Annotated in this window: 20 protein-coding genes; 12 read left to right on the top strand and 8 right to left on the bottom strand. The window is 61.5% G+C overall.

Going from position 1 to position 21,967, the window contains the following annotated elements; genetic code table 11:
• Window positions 1–14 precede the first annotated feature (14 nt).
• From ARCT_RS0106385 to ARCT_RS0106395, 3 genes are read left to right on the top strand one after another with little or no spacing between them, the layout of a single operon-like run.
• On the top strand, window positions 15–1,430 hold the full coding sequence (locus ARCT_RS0106385) for a YcjX family GTP-binding protein (protein ID WP_027239313.1): 1,416 nt from the start codon (window positions 15–17) through the stop codon (window positions 1,428–1,430).
• On the top strand, window positions 1,427–1,924 hold the full coding sequence (locus ARCT_RS25560; RefSeq protein WP_036784521.1) for a GNAT family N-acetyltransferase: 498 nt from the start codon (window positions 1,427–1,429) through the stop codon (window positions 1,922–1,924). The genes ARCT_RS0106385 and ARCT_RS25560 overlap by 4 nt, the downstream gene beginning before the upstream one ends.
• Window positions 1,921–2,940: a YcjF family protein gene (locus tag ARCT_RS0106395; RefSeq protein ID WP_027239314.1), complete on the top strand. Its 1,020-nt coding sequence runs from the start codon at window positions 1,921–1,923 to the stop codon at window positions 2,938–2,940. Before ARCT_RS25560 ends, ARCT_RS0106395 begins: the two co-directional genes overlap by 4 nt.
• Window positions 2,941–3,653: 713 nt before the next feature.
• Here the strand turns inward: ARCT_RS0106395 and ARCT_RS0106400 are convergent.
• A complete protein-coding gene (locus ARCT_RS0106400; RefSeq protein ID WP_027239315.1) occupies window positions 3,654–4,055 on the bottom strand; it encodes a group III truncated hemoglobin in 402 nt (133 codons plus the stop codon).
• A 235-nt stretch (window positions 4,056–4,290) separates the two neighbouring features.
• Here ARCT_RS0106400 and ARCT_RS0106405 point away from each other — a divergent pair, with 235 nt between their 5' ends.
• Together ARCT_RS0106405 and ileS are read left to right on the top strand one after the other, a co-directional pair.
• A complete protein-coding gene (locus ARCT_RS0106405) occupies window positions 4,291–4,533 on the top strand; it encodes a VIT1/CCC1 transporter family protein (RefSeq protein WP_027239316.1) in 243 nt (80 codons plus the stop codon).
• Between the two features lie 515 nt (window positions 4,534–5,048).
• Window positions 5,049–7,964 (top strand): isoleucine--tRNA ligase, encoded by a 2,916-nt coding sequence (gene ileS, locus ARCT_RS0106410; protein ID WP_027239317.1) that lies wholly within the window; start codon window positions 5,049–5,051, stop codon window positions 7,962–7,964.
• A gap of 306 nt (window positions 7,965–8,270) precedes the next feature.
• On the opposite strand, the gene ARCT_RS0106415 is transcribed toward ileS, so the two are convergent.
• Complete coding sequence (locus tag ARCT_RS0106415; protein WP_027239318.1) at window positions 8,271–8,660, bottom strand: hypothetical protein; 390 nt, start codon at window positions 8,658–8,660, stop codon at window positions 8,271–8,273.
• Window positions 8,661–8,851: 191 nt separating this feature from the next.
• Between ARCT_RS0106415 and ARCT_RS0106420 the strand changes: the two genes are divergently transcribed.
• Window positions 8,852–9,304, top strand: coding sequence for a methylated-DNA--[protein]-cysteine S-methyltransferase (locus ARCT_RS0106420; RefSeq protein WP_027239319.1), 453 nt, complete (start codon window positions 8,852–8,854; stop codon window positions 9,302–9,304).
• Window positions 9,305–9,402: 98 nt separating this feature from the next.
• Here ARCT_RS0106420 and ARCT_RS0106425 read toward each other — a convergent pair whose 3' ends face one another.
• Both ARCT_RS0106425 and ARCT_RS27910 read right to left on the bottom strand, forming a co-directional pair.
• Complete coding sequence (locus ARCT_RS0106425) at window positions 9,403–10,095, bottom strand: CDP-alcohol phosphatidyltransferase family protein (protein WP_027239320.1); 693 nt, start codon at window positions 10,093–10,095, stop codon at window positions 9,403–9,405.
• Between the two features lie 39 nt (window positions 10,096–10,134).
• Window positions 10,135–10,356: a hypothetical protein gene (locus tag ARCT_RS27910; RefSeq protein ID WP_154665321.1), complete on the bottom strand. Its 222-nt coding sequence runs from the start codon at window positions 10,354–10,356 to the stop codon at window positions 10,135–10,137.
• Between the two features lie 211 nt (window positions 10,357–10,567).
• On the opposite strand from ARCT_RS27910, the gene ARCT_RS0106430 reads away from it, so the two are divergent.
• A complete protein-coding gene (locus ARCT_RS0106430) occupies window positions 10,568–11,179 on the top strand; it encodes a class I SAM-dependent methyltransferase (RefSeq protein ID WP_027239321.1) in 612 nt (203 codons plus the stop codon).
• Window positions 11,180–11,296: 117 nt separating this feature from the next.
• Here ARCT_RS0106430 and ARCT_RS0106435 read toward each other — a convergent pair whose 3' ends face one another.
• The 3 genes from ARCT_RS0106435 to fsa all read right to left on the bottom strand — a co-directional run bounded on the left by ARCT_RS0106435 (window position 11,297) and on the right by fsa (window position 14,655).
• Window positions 11,297–12,235 (bottom strand): tyrosine recombinase XerC, encoded by a 939-nt coding sequence (locus ARCT_RS0106435; protein ID WP_027239322.1) that lies wholly within the window; start codon window positions 12,233–12,235, stop codon window positions 11,297–11,299.
• A 144-nt stretch (window positions 12,236–12,379) separates the two neighbouring features.
• The gene (locus ARCT_RS0106440) at window positions 12,380–13,090 is read right to left on the bottom strand and encodes a DUF484 family protein (protein ID WP_027239323.1); all 711 of its coding nucleotides are present in this window, start codon (window positions 13,088–13,090) and stop codon (window positions 12,380–12,382) included.
• A 911-nt stretch (window positions 13,091–14,001) separates the two neighbouring features.
• A complete protein-coding gene (fsa, locus tag ARCT_RS0106445; protein ID WP_027239324.1) occupies window positions 14,002–14,655 on the bottom strand; it encodes a fructose-6-phosphate aldolase in 654 nt (217 codons plus the stop codon).
• 97 nt (window positions 14,656–14,752) lie between these two features.
• On the opposite strand from fsa, the gene ARCT_RS0106450 reads away from it, so the two are divergent.
• On the top strand, window positions 14,753–16,948 hold the full coding sequence (locus tag ARCT_RS0106450; RefSeq protein WP_027239325.1) for a primosomal protein N': 2,196 nt from the start codon (window positions 14,753–14,755) through the stop codon (window positions 16,946–16,948).
• A 97-nt stretch (window positions 16,949–17,045) separates the two neighbouring features.
• Window positions 17,046–17,621, top strand: a complete 576-nt coding sequence (locus ARCT_RS0106455; RefSeq protein ID WP_027239326.1) for a hypothetical protein — start codon at window positions 17,046–17,048, stop codon at window positions 17,619–17,621.
• 4 nt (window positions 17,622–17,625) lie between these two features.
• Here the strand turns inward: ARCT_RS0106455 and ARCT_RS0106460 are convergent, their stop codons facing one another.
• Complete coding sequence (locus ARCT_RS0106460) at window positions 17,626–18,699, bottom strand: YeeE/YedE family protein (protein ID WP_027239327.1); 1,074 nt, start codon at window positions 18,697–18,699, stop codon at window positions 17,626–17,628.
• Between the two features lie 372 nt (window positions 18,700–19,071).
• Here ARCT_RS0106460 and ARCT_RS0106470 point away from each other — a divergent pair, with 372 nt between their 5' ends.
• The 3 genes from ARCT_RS0106470 (at window position 19,072) to ARCT_RS0106480 (ending at window position 21,736) form a co-directional block, all read left to right on the top strand.
• Window positions 19,072–20,307 carry an MFS transporter gene (locus ARCT_RS0106470; RefSeq protein ID WP_027239328.1) on the top strand — a complete coding sequence of 412 codons (1,236 nt, stop codon included), beginning with the start codon at window positions 19,072–19,074 and terminating at the stop codon, window positions 20,305–20,307.
• A 107-nt stretch (window positions 20,308–20,414) separates the two neighbouring features.
• Complete coding sequence (locus ARCT_RS0106475; protein ID WP_027239329.1) at window positions 20,415–21,287, top strand: 50S ribosomal protein L11 methyltransferase; 873 nt, start codon at window positions 20,415–20,417, stop codon at window positions 21,285–21,287.
• Between the two features lie 104 nt (window positions 21,288–21,391).
• On the top strand, window positions 21,392–21,736 hold the full coding sequence (locus ARCT_RS0106480; RefSeq protein ID WP_027239330.1) for a hypothetical protein: 345 nt from the start codon (window positions 21,392–21,394) through the stop codon (window positions 21,734–21,736).
• Window positions 21,737–21,967 lie beyond the last annotated feature (231 nt).

The following is a 21,967-nucleotide window of genomic DNA, read 5'->3' on the forward strand; positions in this document are numbered from 1 at the left end:
AGCAGGTGAGCCGGGTGGTATTATCGACATTGACCGAGGGTGCGGTGCGCGGGCTGGACAGTCTTGGCAGCAATCTCTCCTCGCGGTTCTTTGAACCGACGCTCAGGCTTGGCGTCACGGGGCTGGCGCGGGCGGGCAAGACGGTCTTTATCACCTCGCTGGTGGCCAACATGCTGAACCGGGGCCGTATGCTGCAACTCAATGCGGCGCGCATGGGCCGCATCGACAGCGCCTATCTGCAGCCTCAGCCCGACGATACCGTGCCGCGTTTTGCCTACGAGGACCATCTGGCGGCGCTGACCGGCCCGCAGCCCTCCTGGCCTGCCAGCACCCGCGCCGTGTCTGAATTGCGCCTCAGCCTCACCCTGCGTCCCTCGGGGCTGTTGTCCGGCTTTCAGGGGCCGCGCCGGTTGCATCTGGATATCGTCGACTACCCCGGCGAATGGCTGCTCGACCTGGCGCTTTTGGATAAATCTTATGCCCAGTGGTCCGCCGAGGTGCTGGACCGGCTGCCCGCCCGCGAGATGGCGGCTGATTTCCTGCAAGCCCTGACCACGGTTGCGGCGGATGCCCCCCATGATGAACCTCAGGCGCAGCGGCTGGCGATGGAATTCACCCGCTACCTGCACGCGGCGCGCCAGGCCGGGTTTTACGATTGCTCGCCGGGGCGCTTTTTGCTGCCCGGCGATCTGGAGGGCTCCCCGGTGCTGACCTTTGGCCCTTTGCCGCCACAAGAGACCGCGCCGCGCCGTAGCCTGTGGCGCGAGATGGAGCGCCGCTACGAGGCTTATAAATCCAAGGTGGTACAGCCGTTTTTCCGCGATCATTTCACCCGTATTGACCGTCAGGTGGTTTTGGTGGATGTGCTCAGCGCCATTCACTCCGGGCCGCAGGCGGTCGAGGATCTGCGTCTGGCCATGGGCGATGTGCTGGCGGCCTTTCGCCCCGGCCGCAACGGGTTCCTGACCTCGCTGCTGCGCGGCAAGCGGGTTGAGAAAATCCTCTTTGCCGCCACCAAGGCCGACCATTTGCACCACCTGCAACACCCACAGATGACCGCCATCATCGAGGCTCTGACCCGCGATGCACGCGACCGGGCGCAGTTTGCCGGGGCCGAAACAGCGGCGCTGGCGCTGGCCTCGCTGCGGGCCACCACCGAAGAAATGCGCCCCCACAATGGGGCAGAGCTGGCCTGCGTGCGCGGGCGGCTGTTGGAGACCGGCAAACAGGCGGCCTTTTACCCCGGTGCCCTGCCGACGGATCCTGCACAGCTGCTGTCACCGGCGCGTCAGGGGGCGCGGCATTGGCTGGACGGCGACTATCAGGCGATGCAGTTTGCCCCGGCGGCGCTTAGCCTGAAGCCGGGGGACGGGCCGCCCCATATCCGGCTGGACCGGGCCGCCGAATTCCTGATCGGAGACGCTCTGTGAACAAGCCGCTCCCTGACAACGTCAGCCTGCGTCCGGCCTCGGCGCTGGATGCGGGCACCACGGGCTGGATCCTACACCGTTTTGCGCTCTATACGCCCTGGATGCCGGTGCTGTACTCAGAGGCGGAAACGATTGGCTTTTGTAAGGCGATGATTGACTACGGCTGGGTCACGGTGGCCGAAAGAAATGGCCGGGTGATTGGCTTTATGGCCCGCGACGGGGCCGAGATCTGCAGCCTGTATCTGGCACCGGACGCCCGTGGGCAGGGGGTGGGCAAGGTTTTGTTGCGGCAGGCCAAAGCGGCGCAACCAGAGCTATGGCTGCGCACCCTTGTGGCCAATACCGGCGCCCGGCGCTTTTACCAGCGCGAAGGGTTCTGTGAAACCGACCGCACCGACGGAAGCGGGAATGACGAAGGCCTGCCAGATGTCCGCATGGCCTGGCAGGCGCAGCCCCACCCGCACGCCCCCCAACAGCAGGAGCCACAGGGATGAGCCAGAAACCGGTATTGTTTGATCTGGACCAGGATGACACCACCCAGACCCCGGATGTGGCTGCGGCCCCGCCGGTGCCTGACCCTTTGCTGAACCTGGCACAGGCGGCAGCTCCTGCCGCGATGGAGCAGGCGGCGCGTCTGGCGGCCCGACCTGCGTCACGGCTGAGCCGTTGGTTCTGGGGGCTGGTGCTGGGTTTGCTGGGCACTGTGGTGTCTCTGGCAGCCTGGGATTTTGCTGTTGGGCTGGTGGCGCGGATGCCGCTGCTGGGCTGGGCGGTCAGCGCCGGGCTGGTGCTGGTACTGGTACTGGCGCTGGTGATGCTGCTGCGCGAGCTGGCAGGGCTGGCCCGGTTGAAACGGGTTGATGGGCTGCGTCAGGGGGCGACCCTGGCCCATAGCGATCTTGCCGCTGCCAAGACACATGTCGCCAAGCTGGAGCGCTTTTATGCCGGACGCCCGGATATGGCCTGGCAATTGGCCCGGCTTGCGGAGCGTCAGGCGGAGGTGCTGGACGCCGATGCCCTGCTGATGCTGGCGGAAGAAGAGCTGCTGCTGCCGCTGGATGCCCGCGCCCTGCAAGAGGTCGAGGCCGCCGCCCGTCAGGTTGCCACGGTGACGGCGCTGGTGCCCTTGGCGCTGGCTGATGTCACCGTGGCGCTGCTGGCATCGGTGCGGATGATCCGACAGGTGGCACAGATCTATGGCGGGCGCTCGGGGCTGTTCAGCTCCTGGCGGTTGACCCGCGCGGTGCTGGCCCATCTCGCCGCCACCGGAGCAGTGGCTGCGGGGGATGATATCCTGGAGTCGGTTCTGGGCGGCTCGGTCCTGTCCAAACTGTCGCGCCGTTTTGGCGAAGGGGTGGTCAATGGCGCCCTGTCGGCCCGCGTTGGCATCGCCGCGATGGAGGTCTGTCGCCCCTTACCCTTTTCTCCGGCGCACCGCCCGGCAACCCGTCGGGTGATCAAAGGCGCCCTGGCAGGGCTGTTTCGCCGCGAACAGGCCTCGAAAGCGTAAAAGCTTTGATAATCCCCCCCCCCGATCTTCGCAGTCAAAACAGGGGCAGAGGCCCGGCGGGATGAGTTTCACTGCGAGAGCTGTTGATTTTAAATGGTTTCTTTCGGGTGTGCTTCGGCAGATTTGGCTGTGGCGGCTGTGCTCCACAGAGGTGGGTTTGGCCGCAAATGATTTCCATTTTTTGCTGCGACATCCCGTCCTGAAGCGCGGGTCCTGCAATACCAGATGCGCTTGCTTGCCGACCGCGATCGGAAAACCTCCTGTGGACCAACCTGTGCACAGATTGTGGGTAGCGGTGCGGGTTGTATGAACAAAGTATTAATTTCAATGCCTTTTGCCCCAGGCCTCAACTGGCGTCTGGGCAAGGAGCTGCTGTGGGTATCAGCAACAGCCGGGGCCTGTTGCTTTGCCGCCCTTTGCACTGGCGGCTTGGGCTTCAATGGGGCGCGAGGTCTGCGGCCCGTGCTGCGAGCTGGGGCAGGCTGCGGGCGAGCGATTGGCCTGCACCCCTCCTGTTTTCCACAGGTTGAGAAGAGTTACCCCCAGGCAGGGCGTATTTATTCACAGGAGCTGCATCGGCGGGGAGGGTCTATCACGCCAGTTTTGCGCTTTTAAAGTTATCTTTGTTCAACTTTATTTGGCAGAATGGCATGAAAATTGATTGATAAATTGCTATTTACCCATCTTTTCCAGATTTGGCGTCAATCCTGGCCTTAGAATAGTTTTGGCGGCGCGTCCTTGGGTTGGCGCATGGCTACGATCCCGGTGCGAAAGCCCTCGCCGATGCGGTCCGCCAGGGTGCCCCATTGCAGCGCAATCGGCGCGGGCAGTTCAGCCCGCAGCACCTGGTGAAACAGCCCAAGCCACTGTGGGAAGTGATCCGCCTCAATCTCGGGGCGCGAGACATGCACCCGCATCGGGTTCCCGCTATAGCTCTTTTCGCGCAGGATCGCATTGCGCCAGAACCGGGCGATCTTGGCCTCGTGCGCGGGCCAGTCCGCGTCTGCCACATAGCGGGCAAAAATTGGTCCCAGCTCTGGATGCGCCCGGATGCGGATGTAGAACAGGGTCACAACCCGGTCGATCTCTGATCCGGTGATGTCAAAGCGTTTCATCGGGTGATCGCCAGTCTGAGGGCCATCTGTCTGGGGGCCATCTGTCTGGAACGCGTCGGTCTGCAACTCGTCGGTCATGGGGTGTCTCGCTTGGGTCTTTTGCGCAGCGATCTGTGCCGCTGCTGCCCCGACATATGGGTTTGAGCGGCTGATGGGTAGGGGCGGCGTTGATCTGTCGCAAGGCAAATGGGCTGGGATCCATTAGATGTAGAGGACCGAGCAGAAGGAGCCCGCCATGGTTGATCACGGTCACAGCCCGCAGGAAATCAGTGACCGCATCGGAGGACCTCCGGGGCGGGGGGGGTTACGGGATGTGGTCTACGGGGCCATTGATGGATCTGTCACCACCTTTGCTATTGGCGCCTTCAAAAGCCATTGGGTCCTGACGCCCTGGTGGCGCTCCGGGGCTGAGACCTTGGCAATTGGCGGCGCGGCAGCGGCGCTGGCCTATGGGGTGGGCCGCCTGTTTCAGGCCTGAGGCGTGCCGGGAAGGACACTGCCCAAAGGTTTCGCGTGCGAAACGAATTAGGGGTCTGGTAACCTTGCCTCGGGCGCTCTTAATTCGGCGCGCGGCGGTGGGGGCTGGCCTGTTCAGGCCTGTCTGCAGAGGCGGGGCAATTACAGGCCTCGGCCGCGGAGCTGGATCAGGTGCAGCATCTGGCGATTGCGGTTGTGGCGCGTGATGCTCTTGTCAAAGTTAGACAGTTTGGCTTGTTCGGACAGATGCCGTGGCGGCCTGTTGCGCCCATAGTCCGGCAAGATGACCCGTGACGGGATGGGGGCTTCGGCTGCGATACTCGGCGCGGGTACAACCCTGCTTTACCCCGGCTCATAGTCGTCCTATAACGCCTGCATGTCCGATATCCTGGCCATCATTATTCGAATTATATCCCCGGCGCTCTGATCATATGAGACGCCGGGCAAAGGCGCTTGAGCCATCGCGCCGAACCGAATATCCAGATTTCCGAACCGATTATCCAAAGGACGCCACCCATGTGCGCCGACACTGCTGATACCCCTGAATACAAACAGACCCTGAACCTGCCAAAGACGGATTTCCCCATGCGCGCGGGCCTGCCCAAGCGCGAGCCCCACTGGCTGGAGCGCTGGGCCAAGATCGGCGTCTATGACCGGCTGCGCGAAAAGACAGGGCGCACGCCTTTCACGCTGCATGACGGGCCGCCCTATGCCAACGGCCATCTGCACATCGGTCACGCCTTGAACAAGACCATCAAGGACATGATCGTGCGCTCGCACCAGATGATGGGCTTTGACGCGCGCTACGTGCCGGGCTGGGATTGCCATGGCCTGCCCATCGAGTGGAAGATCGAAGAACAGTACCGCAAGAAGGGCAAGAACAAAGACGCCGTTGACGTGGTCGAGTTCCGCCAGGAGTGCCGCGCCTTTGCCGACAAATGGGTGGATATCCAGCGCGAAGAGTTCAAGCGCCTTGGCATCACCGGCAACTGGGCTGATCCCTATCTGACGATGGATTTCCACGCCGAGGCGGTGATCGCGGCGGAATTCCAGAAGTTCCTGATGAACGGCACGCTGTATCAGGGCTCGAAACCGGTGATGTGGTCGCCGGTGGAAAAAACCGCCCTGGCCGAGGCCGAGGTGGAATATCACGACAAGGAAAGCTTTACCGTCTGGGTGAAATTTGCCGTCACCGGCGGATCTGATGATCTGGCGGGCGCTCATGTGGTAATCTGGACCACCACCCCCTGGACCATGCCGTCCAACAAGGCTGTCGTTTACGGCGACAGCTTTGACTACGGCCTGTACGAGGTCACCGACGCGCCGGAAGAATGCTGGGCCGCCAAAGGCGACCGTTTTATCCTGGCCGACAAACTGGCCGCTGACGTGATGAGCCGCGCCCGCCTGGAGGAGGGCCAGTATACCCGCGTGCGCGCCGTGCCTGCGGATGAGCTGGCAAACCTGCAACTGTCGCACCCGCTGGCTGGCGCAGAGGGCAGCAATGGCGAATGGGATGCGCCGCGTGATTTCCGCGCCGCACCTTTTGTCACCGACGAAGAAGGCACCGGCTTTGTGCACTGCGCGCCAAGCCACGGGATGGAAGAATTTGAGCTTTACCGCGATCTGGGTATGCTCGAGCAGGTCATCACCTATAACGTGATGGACGATGGCGGCTTCCGCGCTGATCTGCCGTTCTTTGGTGGCAAATATATCCTCAACCGCAAGGGCGGCGAGGGCGATGCAAACAAGGCGGTGATCGACAAGCTGGTCGAGGTCGGCGGCTTGCTGGCGCGTGGCAAGATCAAACACAGCTACCCGCATTCCTGGCGCTCCAAGGCGCCGATCATCTATCGCAACACGCCGCAGTGGTTTGCCAGCGTTGACCGCCCCGTTGGCGATGGTCAGGACGAGATGGGCACAACCATCCGCGAACGCGCCCTGCGCTCGATTGACGAGCTGGTGAAATGGACCCCGCAAAAGGGCCGCAACCGGCTCTATTCCATGATCGAAGCCCGCCCCGACTGGGTGCTGTCGCGTCAACGCGCCTGGGGCGTGCCGCTGACCTGCTTTGTGAAAAAGGGCCTGTTGCCAACGGATGAGGGCTTTTTGCTGCGCGATGATGCGGTGAATGCCCGGATCGTCGCAGCCTTTGAAACCGAAGGCGCCGATGCCTGGTATGCGCAGGGGGCCAAGGAGCGGTTCCTGGGATCGGAGTATAATGGGGAGGAGTGGGAACAGGTCTTTGACGTGCTCGACGTCTGGTTTGATTCCGGCTCAACCCATGCCTTTGTGCTGCGCGACCGCAAAGACGGCACCGAAGATGGCATTGCCGATGTCTATATGGAAGGCACCGACCAGCACCGGGGCTGGTTCCATTCCTCCCTGCTGCAGGCCTGCGGCACCAAGGGCCGTGCACCTTACAGAAACGTTGTCACCCATGGGTTTACCCTGGATGGCAAGGGCAACAAGATGTCCAAATCCCTGGGCAATACCATCGTCCCCGAGGAGATCGTCAATCAATACGGCGCCGATATCCTGCGGCTCTGGGTGGCGCAGACCGATTATACCTCGGATCAGCGCATCGGCCCCGAGATCCTGAAAGGCACCGCCGACAGCTATCGCCGCTTGCGCAACACCATGCGCTATATGCTGGGCTCGCTGCATGACTTTACCGATGATCAGCGCGTTGATGCTGGCGATATGCCCGAGCTGGAGCAATGGGTGCTGCATCGACTGGCCGAGCTGGATCACCAGGTCCGCAACGGCTATCAAGCCTTTGATTTCAACGGTGTCTGGCAGGCGATTTTTACCTTTGCCACCGTTGATCTTTCCGCCTTCTACTTTGATGTGCGCAAGGATGCGCTGTATTGTGATGGCGATACGCTGAATGCCCGCGCCGCCCGCACGGTGCTGGATATCCTGTTCCACCGGCTCACCACCTGGTTGGCGCCAATCCTGGTGTTCACCATGGAAGAGGTCTGGCTGGAGCGTTTCCCCGGCGAGGCCAGCTCGGTGCATCTGGTGGATATCCCCGACACCCCGGCGGATTGGCTGAACGAGCCGCTTTCGGCCAAATGGGCCAAGATCCGTCAGGCCCGCCGGGTGGTAACAGCGGCGCTGGAAGTGCAGCGCGTCGACAAGGTGATCGGCGCCTCGCTGGAGGCAAATCCGGTGGTACATGTGCGCGACCCAGAGGTGCTGGACCTGCTGAAATCGGTGAATTTTGCCGATATCTGCATCACCTCCGACATCTCGCTCACCAATGACCCGGCCCCGGCAGAGGCCTTCCGTATGCCCGAAGTTGACGGGATCTCGGTGGTTTTTGAAAAGGCTGAAGGCGATAAGTGCCAGCGGTGCTGGAAAATCCTGCCGGATGTTGGCACCCATTCCCACGCTGGTGTCTGCGGCCGCTGCGAGGCAGCCCTGAGCTGAGGCTGGCTGAGCTGAGGCGGCCGGACCACCGGACCGCCTGGCAGCCCATAATCGGCCATCCCAAGCTGCGATGCGAATCGCAGTTTGGGCGGGGCCAGCAAAAAAAACCTGCCGCGCCATGCGCGGCAGGTTTTTTGTCTCGAGGGGAGGGGCAGTCTCGAGAGGGGGGAGAGAGCCGTCTAAAACGGGAGAGAGCCGTCGGAAAACGGGAGGGTCTGTTGTGGAGGGGTCTGTGGCGCTTGGGTCTTTGCAGGGCAGATCCTTATTTGGCGGGTCTTTACAGGTTGGTCTTTGCAGGTCGGGTCTTTACATAGAAGAGCCATTCACCCCAGCCACAGCCTGGCTGCGGGCGGCGCGATAGCTGTCTTCAGCTATCAGGCTGCTGACAGATTTTGGCCCCGGGGCATGGCTCGAAGCCTGGGCTAGAAACTGCGCCATCAGGGAATCTGCGCTATAGCTGCCACGACCCAGGGCCTTGTCTCTTGCCGCTTTCAGCGCCGGGCCTGCAGACTGGGGGGCGCGAAGGTTAAAAATACTGGCTTCCCTGGCCGCCCTCAACGCTCTTTCACGTTGGATGGCACGATCCATTCCTTGGGTCTTTCCTTCATTGAGACTTGCGTCCATCTCAGGAACGCCGGCCTTGTAAGAGGCTTCCAGGTTGCTGATATTGAAGTTTGAACCAATTCCAGAGATCATCGTCTTCACCCATTTGTTCTGTCTTTCTAATCTCGTTTTAACAGAATTTTATCAAAATCCACGTCCCCCTTGGGTTACGTCCTGCTGGATTTAGGATGGTGTCCTATACGAAAGGGGTAGATTGCCCTGTATTCCCGCCGCGGTTCTGCTTTAGTTCAGGAAACTGCCCTCATCCTCATGGAGCGCCTGCCATGCCCTCAGCCCAGATTGATACATTTGTCGGAACGCTGAGCGTGACAGAAACCGAGGGGGCGATCACCGGCCTGAGCTGGGGCGCGCAGGGACAGGACAGGACCGCGCTGCTGGATCGCGCCATTGACCAGCTCAGGGCCTATTTTGCCCTGGAATTGCAGAGTTTCGATCTGCCGCTGCATATTGCCGGATCGGCGTTCCAACAGGCGGTCTGTGCGGCAATGCTGGCAATTCCCCTGGGGGAGACCCGGACCTACGGAGATATTTCCAAGGCGCTAAAAGTCCCGCCGCAGCCCGTTGGTAACGCCTGTGGCGCCAATCCAATCCCGGTGATCATTCCCTGTCACCGGGTCTTGGGCGCAACGGGCCTGGGTGGGTTTTCCGGCGGTACGGGGATCGAGACCAAAATTGCCCTGCTCAAACATGAAGGCGCTGCCAGCCTGCTGATCTGAGCCTCTGGCCCTGCCGCTGGTGGTGCCAAGGGGCTGGTTCCTAAGGGGGAGCCGTCGCAAACAGTGGCCTTGTGTTGGCTGGTCCCAACGCCGGTGGGTCAGCTGCGCTGTGGAAAGATCTGCTGCGCAATGCCGACAAACAGCAGATAGATCGAGGTGACAACCAGCCCCCAATGCGCCCAGCTTTGGGGATGGAAATCAACCCAGGCGGCCCAGCCGGCAAAAAAGGTCCAGGCCAGGGCCACCGGCAGGGAGACCCGGCGCCAGCGTTCCGTGCGCACGGGGTGAATGAACTTCAATGGCAGGAACATGGCAATGGACAGCAAAGTCACCAGCACCAGAATGGTCCAATGGCTGGGCTCAAGAGCAAAGATCACCAGCACCAGCATATTCCAGCAGCCTGGAAAGCCGGAGAAGGAATTGTCCTTGGTCTTCATCCTGGTGTCGGCAAAATACATCGCACTGGCAAAGGTGATGACGATAATGGCAAACCAGCCTGTCCAGCCTGACATCAGCCCTGATTGGAACAGGGCAAAGGCCGGGATAAAGACATAAGTCAGGTAGTCGATGATCAAATCCAGCAGCACGCCGTCAAACTGCGGTGCATAGCGGCCGACCTGATAATGCCGCGCCAATGGTCCATCAATGCCATCCACCGCAAAGGCCACAACCAGCCAAACGAACATCAAGCTCCATTTGGCATCCACTGCGGCGAGCATGGAAAGCATTGCAAAAACTGCACCGGTGGCGGTGAGCAGGTGAACGGCGAGGGCGCGAAACTGAGGTGTCATAATCCCGTGATGGCGAATTTCACCGGCGCCTGCAAGACTTCAGTGCAACCAAGTCGGGTATTCCTGACGCTGAAGGCCGTTCCATTTTGTGTTGCTGCCCTCATTTGGCGATCCCAGCAGGACCATTTTTGCCCTTGGCGCGCCCGGCTGGGGCAGGTCGGATCTGCGAATGCGATGTGGCAGGTGCGGGATGTGGATCTGCGAAGGCGCTGGCGCCGGAGTCGCCGGGGCGGAATAAAGCGCGAGAGTCTGGGGAGTCATCTGGGCATCCTTTCTGGAGCAATGGGAGGTCTCAGATAAGCGGTGAGGAGTTAACCACAGATGCAAGGGGCGGCAAAACTTGCCTCGAATTTTAGCAATTCCATCGTTTCAAATTTCACCAAGTCTCCTGCGGGCTTATACGTATTCCAAAAGTGGAATTTATGTGCTAAGATTTAAGGTGAAGAACGATCAGACAAGAGAGGAGCCTTGAATGGGGCAACGGGCGCATCATTGGAACCGGCTCTATGAGACCAGTGATACAGAACAGGTGAGCTGGTTTCAGAGTGATCCGGCCCCCTCTCTGCGCGCGATTGCGCTCTGTGGGTCCCGGTCTCTGTCCGTCATTGATATCGGGGGCGGTGCCTCCCGTCTGGCCGGCGCACTGCTGGACCAGCGCCGCCATGATGTGACGGTTCTGGATATTTCTAAACGCGCCCTGGCATTGGCGCGCGTCAGACTGGGCGAGGAGGGGCGCAGAGTGGCCTGGATTGCCAAGGATATCACCCGGTGGCAGCCCCACCGGCAGTGGGACATCTGGCACGACCGGGCGGTGTTTCACTTTCTGACGGAGGATCAGGATCGTCAGGCCTATATGCAGGCCCTGCACCAAGCGGTGCCAAAGGGAGGTCATGTCATTCTCGCCAGCTTTGCGCCCGAGGGTCCCGAGACCTGCAGCGGATTGCCAGTGCGGCGCTATACGCCGGAGGGGCTGCAGGCGGAGCTGGGGGAGGGCTATGATCTGATGCACAGCTGGGCTGAGACCCATGCTACCCCGGCGGGGAATATGCAGGCCTTTACCTGGTGTGTGTTCCAAAAACTTTGACAGGTCGTTTTGACAGACCAGTTTGACGGGCCAGTTTGGCAGGTCTTGACGGGCCAGTTTGGCAGGTCGTTTTGATGGGCCCATATGATAGGCCGGGATGTATCGCCAAGAGGCCGCTCAGGCCTTGGGGTGGCTGCGGTTGTAGATGGCCATCAGATGGGCTGTATCCACAGCGGTATAGGTCTGGGTTGTCGACAGCGAGGCATGGCCCAGCAGTTCCTGGATGGCCCGCAGATCGCCGCCCGCCTCCAGCAGGTGGGTGGCAAAGCTGTGGCGCAAGGCATGGGGGGTGGCACTGGCAGGCAGCCCCAGCTGCGCCCGCGCCTGGGCCATGGCACCCTGGATCTGGCGTGGGTTCAACGCGCCACCACGCAGGCCGCGAAACAGCGGTCCGTCGGATTCTTTGGGGTAGGGCGACAGGTCGAGGTACCGCTGCACGGCTTCGCGCGCGGCCTCTATCACCGGCACCAGCCGTTCTTTGCCGCCCTTGCCCAGAATGCGCAGACTGGCGGGCAGGGGCGCGGCTTTGCCTGTCAGGGACAGGGCCTCGGAAATCCGCAGGCCACAGCCGTATAGCAGCGTCACCACGGCGACATCTCGCGCCGCGATCCAATCGGTGCCGGATTGCAGCTCGACGGTCTCGATGACCGCGCGGGCGGCATCCTTGTCCAGCGGGCGGGGCAGCTTTTTTTGAAACTTTGGCGCCCGCGCTGCCAAAACAGCGGTGGGCTCAAACCCTTCACGCTCTGCCAGCCAGCGGTAAAAGCTTTTGACCGCAGAGAGCTTGCGCGCCAGCGAGCGGGCGCCAGCGCCGGAGTTGCGCTCCTGGGCCATCCAGGACCGCATGTCAGAGGTGGTGATCCGCGCCAGCGCGCCAAGCCCCTGCGGGGCGCCGTTATGACGGGTCATAAAGGCCAGAAAACTGCTGAGGTCGCCCTGATAGGCGCTGATGGTATTGGCTGCGGCCCCGTCCAGGGCGCGCAACCCCTGCAACCAGAGTTGCAGCGCATCGCGGCAGGCCGGAGAAATCAGCATCTGTGCCTCAGGGGGACTCATTGTGCCGAGGCCAAGCCAGGCGCAGTTGCGCCGCCAGCGCCCGGCGTTGGGGCTGCCGTGTTGCGTTGGGGCAGCAGGCAGGCAGAGCGGGCACATCCGGGGGCGCAAGGGCGCCAGGATAGGCCAGGGCGGCTCATGTCGGCCTCATGCCAACCAGCGACACATGGCGCGTTCAAAGACACCGGCAAAAAAGGTCAGCAGATCGGTGCCGTGTTGCGGGGTGAATTGATGCGGATCTTCCGAGCCCAGCACCAAAAGACCGGGGAGGCGGCCGGCGCCAAGATCCAGCCGCAGGCAGGCCTCGGAGCGGATCCATTCGGCCTTGTCGCCGTAGATCTTGCTGGTGCCGCCCTGCAGTTGGCGCAGAGTGACCTGACGCAGAGGGCCGCCGCGGTCAGATCCGGCATAGCTGTCGATGAATCCGGGGCTGGCGACCTTGAGAACTTCGCCCATGCGCGCGGCTGCGGCGCCGCCGTCGTCTTGCAGGGTTTCCAGCACCAGAGAAACCGAATCCACCCGCATGATTTCGGCCAGGTCGCCGTTCAGGGCCTGCAAAAACCCCTCAAAATCGGTGGGGGCCAGCAGCCGCAGGACGGCGCGGTGGATCTGATTCGTCCCGGCCAGGTTTTCATAGGCTGCCGCAATCACCGATCTGTGGGTGTCTTCCAGCCGGTCCAGCCGTGCCTCCATCCGTTCCATGGCGATGCCGCGCAGGTCGACGATATTGGAGCCCATGGCGCGTTCATTGGCTGAAACCAGGGCCTCCATCAGGCCCTGATCTTCGAGTACCGCGTCTGGCTTTGCCAGAATCGCATCGCGCAGGGGGCTGTCTAGTTTGGCTGTTGTGCTGCTCATTCTTGAACCTCTGTGGGGCTTTGAGACCAGGTTATAACACGGGTTTTCGAACAGAGTGGCTAAAAATGTGTTACGGGCAGGAAAAGGCCGACAATAAAGGGGGCGCTCCCGCCCGGGGCTGCTGGATCAAAGATCCCTTGCCCCGGTTGGGCCGGGCGCCGGGCTGCGCCCGGCGCAAAAGAAGAATCAAAAGAAGAATCAAAAGAAGAAAAAGGGGCTGAGAAGCGGTTTAAGGGCAGGGCTGCCCTGAAACGCGCCGTATCAATTCTGCACTGGGATTTGCGGCCTCAAGGGCGAGCCACGCTGGCGCGTGGGCGCCAAAGTGGCGCCCCTTGACCCCGAAAATCCCAAAGACCCCGTAAATCCCAAACCCTCCACCGTGACACAGCCCTGTCCCGCCGTCAGGGGCTGTGGTGTCATTCAGCTGTCAATCCCGGCCGTGGCTGGGGTCAGCGGAGGACAAAAGCTGTCTGGGGCGGGATCTGGCGGTTTGAAGTGCAGGAGAAAATCCGGAAGCGGTTGTTGGTGGCTGCGCCAGATCTTGTCCGGATTTCCGGGCTCACCTGCGTGGGGGCCTGCGTGGGGGAACGTCACAGGTTTGGTGTGTCCAGCCGCCTCGGCGCGCCAGTAGGGGGGGGCGATGAGGTCAAGCTGCCGTGCCGGTGACCTGTCGTGGACTTGGAGCTGGCGCGGTTCGTCCGGCTGAACCTCAAGACTGAACAGGGCATCGTCGTGCTGCGGGGGCGTTCTGAGTGCAGGGATCCCACCCGGGCATATAGGCCGGGTGGGGAGTGTAGGCCGAGTGAGGAGTCTAGCCGGGGTGTTTGAAAGTGGCCCCAAGGCGTTGGTGCCACCCGGTCCAGACCTGTTTATGCCCGAGCCTGCTTATGCCCGAGCTTGGCCAGGTATGATTACAGGATCTTGATGTCGGCTGCCTTGATGTCCTCAAGGAAGGTGGCCAGGCCCTTGTCGGTCAGCGGGTGGTTGACCAGCGATTTGATCACGGCGGGGGGCGCGGTGATCACATCGGCACCAATGAGGGCGCTGTCGAGGATATGGTTGGCCGAGCGGATCGAGGCGGCGAGGATCTCGGTTTCAAAACCGTAGTTGTCATAGATCTGGCGGATATCGTTGATCAGCTCCATACCGTCGAGGTTGATATCGTCGAGGCGGCCGATGAAGGGGGAAATAAAGGTGGCCCCGGCCTTGGCGGCGATCAGCGCCTGATTGGCGGAGAAGCAGAGCGTCACATTGACCATATGGCCGTCGTCGGACAGGACCTTGCAGGCCTTGAGCCCGTCCCATGTCAGCGGCACTTTGACGGCGATGTTTTCGGCGATTTCGACCAGCTTGCGGCCCTCGGCGATCATGGTCTCGGCGTCTGTCGCGGTGACCTCGGCAGAAACGGGGCCGGTGACCATGGCGCAGATCTCTTTGGTGACCTCGATAATGTCACGGCCGGATTTTTTGATCAGCGAGGGGTTGGTGGTCACACCATCCACCATGCCAAGGTCGTTGAGCTCGGCAATGGCGTCGATTTCGGCGGTATCTACAAAGAATTTCATCGGCGGGGATCCTTTTGGGAAAGTTTGGCCTGGATTGCGCTAGCCTTTAGCGCATGGCGCGGGCATTAAAAAGCCCCGAGGTTTGGAGGCGGTACAGGTGAGCGGGCAGGAATTTTTCCATCAGGGCGACAGGGTGGCGGTACTGACCGCGCAACCTCTTGATCGGCTTTTGGATTATCGCGCCCCCGAGGGCGGTTGCTTTCGCGGTGCTTTTGTCGAGGTGCCGCTGGGACCGCGCAAAGTTCTGGGAGTGATCTGGGGCGCCGGGGGCGGTGATTTTGATTCGGCCAAGCTGCGCAGCGTCATCCGGGTGCTGGATCTGGCGCCGATGCGCGATGAGATGCGCCAGTTTCTGAGCAAGGCCGCCGATTATACGCTGACGCCGATGTCGCTGATGCTGCGCCTGGCCACCCGTGCGCCCGGCCTGTCCGATCCCCCCTCCATGCGCAGGGTGCTGCGGCTGGGCGAGCAGGAGCCGGACCGGATGACCCCGGCGCGGGCCAAGGTGTTGGCGGTGATGGACGAGTTCGGCGGCATGAGTTTCACACCCAAAGAGCTGGCGGATATGGCCGGGGTGACGGCTTCGGTGGTCAAGGGGCTGGTGGGACAGGGGGCGCTGCGCGAAGAGGAAACGCCGCGCGATCTGCCCTATCCGAGCCTCGACCCGGAACGCCCCAGCAAGGATCTGACCGAAGACCAGAGCCGCGCCGCCGCTGCCCTGTCGCAGGGGGTGCAGAGCGGCAGCTATGGCACCACCCTGCTGAAAGGCGTCACCGGGTCGGGCAAGACCGAGGTCTATCTGGAGGCGGTGGCGGCCTGCCTGCGCAGGGGGCGGCAGGCGCTGGTGCTGTTGCCGGAAATTGCCCTGACGGCGGAGTTCCTGAAACGGGTGGAGCAGCGCTTTGGCGCCACGCCGGCAGAGTGGCACTCTGGTGCCACCATGACCGAGCGCCGCCGGGTCTGGCGTATGGTCGGACAGGGCAATGCGCAGCTGGTGATCGGGGCGCGCTCGGCGTTGTTTTTGCCGTTTCGCGATCTCGGGCTGATCATTGTCGATGAGGAACACGACACCGCCTACAAGCAGGAAGAAGGCGTGTTGTATAACGCCCGCGACATGGCAGTGCTGCGCGCGGCGATGTGTTCGGCGCAGGTGGTGCTGGCCTCGGCCACGCCCAGTCTGGAGACCTGGAGCAATGCGCAGGCGGGCAAGTACAAACGTGTTGATCTGACGGCGCGCTTTGGCACGGCGGTGCTGCCGACCATGAAGGCGGTGGATATGCGGGCTGAGGATCTGGCGCCGGCGACCTGGATTTCCCCGACCTTGAAACAGGCGATGACCCTGCGGATGCAGCGCGGCGAGCAGTCGCTGCTGTTTCTCAACCGGCGTGGCTTTGCGCCGGTGACGATCTGCCGGGCCTGCGGCGCCCAGGTGGCCTGCGACAATTGCGATGCCCGCATGGTGGAACACCGGTTTATGAAACGGCTGATGTGTCACCAGTGCGGCGAGACCAAGCCGGTGCCCGAGAGCTGTCCCTCCTGTCAGGTGGAGGGCAAGATGGCACCGGTTGGGCCGGGAATCGAACGTCTGGGCGAAGAGGCCGCAGCGCTGTTTCCTGAGGCGCGTATCGCGGTGCTGAGCTCGGATCTGTTTGCATCGGCGCGGGCGCTGAAGGCGCGGATTGAGGAGATCGCTGCGGGCGAGGCGGATATTATCCTGGGCACTCAGCTGGTGGCCAAGGGGCATAACTTTCCGCTGCTGACCCTTGTGGGGGTGATTGATGCGGATCTTGGCCTGCAGGGATCCGATCTGCGCGCCGGAGAGCGCACCTTTCAGCTGATGCGTCAGGTGGCGGGCCGGGCCGGGCGTGCCGAACGCCCCGGCGAGGCCCTGTTGCAGACCTTCCAGCCCGAACATCCGGTGATCCGCGCCATCCTGACCGGCGATGAAGAGGAATTCTGGCGCGCCGAAGCGGCGCAGCGCCGCGAGGCCGGGGTGCCGCCCTTTGGCCGCATGGCGGGGATTATCCTGTCGGGCTCGGATCTGGCGCAGGTTTTTGATCTGGGCAATGCGCTGGCGCGCAATGATGGCCCGTTGCGTCAGGTTGGCGCGCAGCTCTATGGCCCGGCGCCGGCGCCCATTGCCCGGGTGCGCGGGCGTCATCGGGTGCGGCTACTGGTCAAGGCGGCCAAGGGGGTGGCGCTGCAGGATGCCCTGAGCCGGTGGGTGCAGCCCTTTCGCATGAAGGGTGATCTGCGGCTGAGCATTGATATCGACCCTCAGAATTTCTTTTGAACTTCCCATTTTCGCGCGTTGACGACAGCGGTTGGCTCTTGTTTAACGCGTGGATGAAGTGTGAATTCCCGTCTAAGAAAGGTATTTAGGCCCTCTGATGAAACAAGATTTCCTCGATCCCAACATGAGCAGAGCTACCGTCTATGAGACACCGGAAGGCCTGCGCATTGTGGTGCCGGCCACGCGGAGAATCCTAATAGCGCTGTTTTTGTCATTCTGGCTTTGCGGCTGGGCCTTTGGCTGGATCGCGGCCTTTACCACCTTAGCGTCGGGCGCGGCTGGATCTGGAGGGCTGTTCTTGATTTTCTGGCTTTGCGCATGGACCGTGGGTGGCATGTTTGCGATAAGTTTCGTTGCTTGGATGTTGGCCGGAAAGGAGGTTGTGACAGTGACTTCTCAGGGTATCCAGATTGCGCGCAAGATTGGTGTCTTTCAGCGCAGCAGGAGCTGTAAAGCAGACTACATCACAGATCTGCGGGCGGTAGATGAGGCCCCATCGACGTCTTTTGGCAGATCACAGCCGCCTTGGATCCTCTCTGGTTTTAGGCACGGCAGCGTTAAGTTCGATTATGGCAATCTTACCTTGGGGTTTGGCCTGGAACTGGAACGTGGGGAGGCCAGGAAGATTTCTGGATTGCTGGCAGAGCGTTTCGCCTATCTGCAATCCAGATAGGTGATCAGGTGGCCAGTTGAGCCCCGCGCTGATCGACCAATAAATCCGTCGCCATGGCGCCGACCCACATGAAGAAAAGCGCCAGCCAGGCGGTGCCGGCAAAGATTGACCCGCCGGTCACCCCGGCACCGATGGCGCAGCCGCCCGCCAGCATACCACCAAAGCCCATCAATACCGCTCCGATCATGGCCTTGCGCATGGTGGCGGCATCGTCAAAGGCTTGCAGCTTCATCTCTCCGGCGGCCCAGGCGGCCAGCATGGCGCCGATAAAAACGCCGGGCACCAGGCCGATGTCGAATTCCAGAATGGCATTGCGATCAAGAAAGAACATCAGGGTATGGGCGGAGGGGCCGGTGAAGGTGGCGCTTTCGATCTGCACCGGATCAAAGGCCACCTGTGACAGCCCGTAGGTCAGCACCCAGCCCAGAGCCACGGCAAAGCCAACCCCGGAGGCAAAGACCAGTCGCGACGCGCTGATCTGGCTGCGGCGCGCCAGAACCAGAGCGACAACAGCAATTGCCAGCCCCAGCGCCAGCCCGCCCCAGTTGGGCAGACCTGCTTCGACCAACAGGTCCATATTGCGCCCGCCCGAGGTGACCCAGAGCGCCGCGATCTTGTCGCGCAGCGGCGACAGCATGCCAGAGAGGCTCATCTGTGCCACCACGGCAAAGATCAGGCCAGAGACAACAGAGCGCAGATTGCCGGTGGCCGCCAGCACCAGCAAGCGGCCGGAACAGCCGCGCGCCAGCACCATGCCGACGCCAAAGATCAAGCCGCCGATGATGGCACCGGACCAGCTGCCGGGCACCGCCATCATGCGGGCATCAGCGCTGCGCATCAGCCCCAGGAGCTCGGCGCCCTGGACCCAGACCACGGCAGTGGAGAAGGTCAGCAACCAGACCGCCATGCGATCCCCCATGCCGCCGCGGGCGAATTCCACCGTGGCGGCGCGCAGGCAAAAGCGGGAGCGCTGGGCGGCGATGCCAAAAGTGACGCCGGTCAACAGGCCAAACAGCGCCGCCAGCGGGGCTTCGCCCAGGCGCTCGGCCAGGGTTTCGATGAGCGTCAGTAGATCCATGAGCCAGGTCTCCGCGAGATGCATTGCGGGGATAATATACATACATTCGTATTTTTGATTTGATTTAGGTCATGAGCATTCTGACACCGGGAGTCTGATACGGGGTATCCTGATATGGGCATCCTGACAGTGGTTATCCTGATACGGGCTTGCTGTCCTCAGCCCTGGCCCAAGGCCTTTACCCTCAGCCACTGTTACCCTCAGCCACGTATTCTCCAAAGCAGAGGCTGTTTGCGCCCCCTCCCAGGAGCACCCAGGAGCATATGTAGCCCGCGCGCAGATGTGGCCTCCTATCTGTGCGCCGATGCGGGGCTGCATGTGCATGGACGGTTTGGTCTCGCCCCGGAGGAAAAAGAGGCGTAAAGGGAATGCATGTTTAAACCTCTCTCTCTGGATGCGGCCCGTGATCTGCCGCGGTGGCGCCGCCCGACAACATTGTTGTTTGTGATGGCGATCTGCATGCCCATTGCCTTTAATGCCTGGTTTGCCCTGCTGAACAACTTTGTCATCGAGGTGGCGCAGTTTGACGGTGCCGATATTGGCCTGTTGCATACGGTGCGCGAAATACCGGGGTTCCTGGCGGTGGGGGTGATTGCCATCATCCTGTTTGTGCGCGAGCAGGTGCTTGGGCTGATCTCATTGATGATGCTGGGCATTGCCACCATGCTGACCGCCTGGTTCCCCTCGCTGGGCGGGATCCTGATGATCACGCTGCTCAGCTCGATCGGGTTTCACTACTATGAGACGGTGAACCAGTCGCTGCAGCTGCAATGGCTGCCCAAGGACCGGGCGCCGCAGATGCTGGGCTGGCTGATTGCGACCGGATCGGCGGCAACCTTTGTGGTCTACGGAACGATTGTGCTGCTGTGGGAGAGCCTTGAGCTCAGCTATAATATGGTTTTTATGGCGGCCGGGGGCGTGACCACGCTGATCGCCATGCTGTGCCTGTTGATCTATCCGCAGTTTGACTCGCCGACGCCACAGAACAAAAAGCTGATCCTGCGGCAACGCTATTGGCTCTATTACCTGCTGCAGTTCATGGCTGGGGCGCGGCGTCAGATCTTTGTCGTGTTTGCCGGCTTCATGATGGTGGAGCGCTTTGGCTTTGAGGTGCATGAGGTCACCGGCTTGTTCCTGATCAATCTGGTGATCAATATTCTGGTGGCGCCATTGCTGGGGCGGTTTGTGGCCGCTTTTGGCGAGCGTCGGACCTTGATCATCGAATATACCGGCCTTGCAATGGTTTTTGCGCTATATGGCGGCATCTACTGGTTCAGCTGGGGGGTCTTGCTGGCCTCCTGCCTCTATGTGGTGGATCACGTGTTGTTTGCCCTGGCGCTGGCGCTGAAGACCTATTTCCAGAAGATCGCGGATCCGGCAGATATTGCGCCGACGGCGGCTGTTGCCTTTACCATCAACCATATCGCGGCGGTCTTTTTGCCGGTGTTGCTGGGGCTGCTCTGGGTGATCTCCCCCTCGCTGGTCTTTACCCTGGCGGCTGTCATGGCGCTGGTGTCGCTGGGGCTGTCCTGTCTGGTGCCGCGCCACCCGGCGCCGGGCAATGAGACGGTCTTTGCCAAATTCCGCAGCCGCGCTGCTGCGGAATAGCGGCGCGGACTGCTGAAAACAGAGGGCAGGGAGGTGGAAAGTGGCTCTGCTCTTGACCTCTGGCAGCCATGGGCCTAGGCGCAGGGCACCGCAGCTGGAGATCTGACATGCCAACCTTTACCGCCCTGACCACCCTGCCTGGCAAACCCCAAGCCGAAGCCCTGGGCGAGGCAATGGAAAGCCTGATGCCGGAACCTACCGGGGTTGGCGTTTTTGAAGTAGAGGATGGGTCGGGTCTGTGGGAGGTTGGCGGCTATTTCACCGAAGCGCCGGACCAGGCGGGGCTGGCCCTGCTGGCGACGCTGCATGGCGCCAAGGAATTTGCCGTATCCGAGCTGCCGGAAACCGATTGGGTGGCCCATGTGCGCCGCGAGCTGGCGCCGGTCGAAGCGGGGCGGTTCTATGTCTATGGCAGCCATGATGCCGATACGGTGCCCGAGGGGCGCATTCCGCTGCTCATTGAGGCGGCGATGGCCTTTGGCACCGGACACCACGGCACCACCCTGGGCTGCCTCAAGGCGCTGGACCATCTGATCTCGGAGGGGTTTGTCGGCACCAAAGTGGCTGACATCGGCTGCGGCACTGCGGTTCTGGCCATGGCTGCGGCGCGGGTCTGGCAGGGCGATTTTGTCGCCAGCGATATTGACGAAGTCGCAGTCGATGTTGCCGAGGCCAACCTCAAGGCCAATGGCATGGAGGGCGCTGTCACCTGCCTGGAGGCCGCAGGCTTTGATCATCCGGGCCTGGAGGAGATGGCACCTTACGATCTGATCTTTGCAAATATCCTCAAAGGTCCACTGGTGGCGCTTGCGCCGGATCTCTGCGCCAATCTGCGGGTGGGTGGCTATGCCATTCTATCCGGCATCCTCAACGAGCAGGCCGATAGCGTCATTTCTGTTTATGCCGAAAATGGAACCAATCTTGTGCGACGCGATGTGATTGGTGACTGGACCACGCTGCTGTTGCAGCGAAATGGCTGATTTTACGAAGGTTTATGCCGAATTTTAGGCAATTGCCTTGGAATCACATCATTAAGATTCTATAAAGTTTTATCCGCTGGTGGGGGCCTGTTCGGAGCAACTTTATGAGTGTTCAACATCAAGAGTTTCGGGGTCGTGTGGCCCGTTTGCAAAGCAAGCATGCCAGCTTTTCGCAGGGTGCTACTGCGCGGGTTCAGTCCGACGGGCTGATTGTTATCGAGCCGCGCAAGATCCGGTCAAGCATTTCTGGAAAAGTCTTTGTCCTGATCATTGTTTCGTTCCTGTTGTTCAAGGCTTTCCTGATGGCGGCGCTTGGCTTTGACAGCTATGATGAACGGGTGGCCAGGCTGGCCGAGGGCAGCGCCGTGGAGCAGTTGGGCGCGGTGATCATGCAGTCTGATCCGGTCTCTGTCTGGGCGGCGCAACAAATCGGGCCTATCCTGCGCTAGCGTGATCAAGATGTGCTGGGGGCGGTTGGCGACCAGACGCGTGGTCAGACGAAGGGCTCGACAAGCGACCAAACAAGCTCGGCCCGTCTGACAAAGCAACCAGTCTGACAAAGCGACCAGTCTGACAAAGCGGCGCTGATCGCCTGCAAACCTTCAAACTCACCTCAAAACCGTCGTGGCTTTGCCGGACGGTTTTTTGCTGTCTTGCCGGTCTGGGAGGCCTTGCCGCGT

Origin of the sequence: Pseudophaeobacter arcticus DSM 23566, assembly GCF_000473205.1 — a bacterium.
Lineage (GTDB): Bacteria > Pseudomonadota > Alphaproteobacteria > Rhodobacterales > Rhodobacteraceae > Pseudophaeobacter > Pseudophaeobacter arcticus.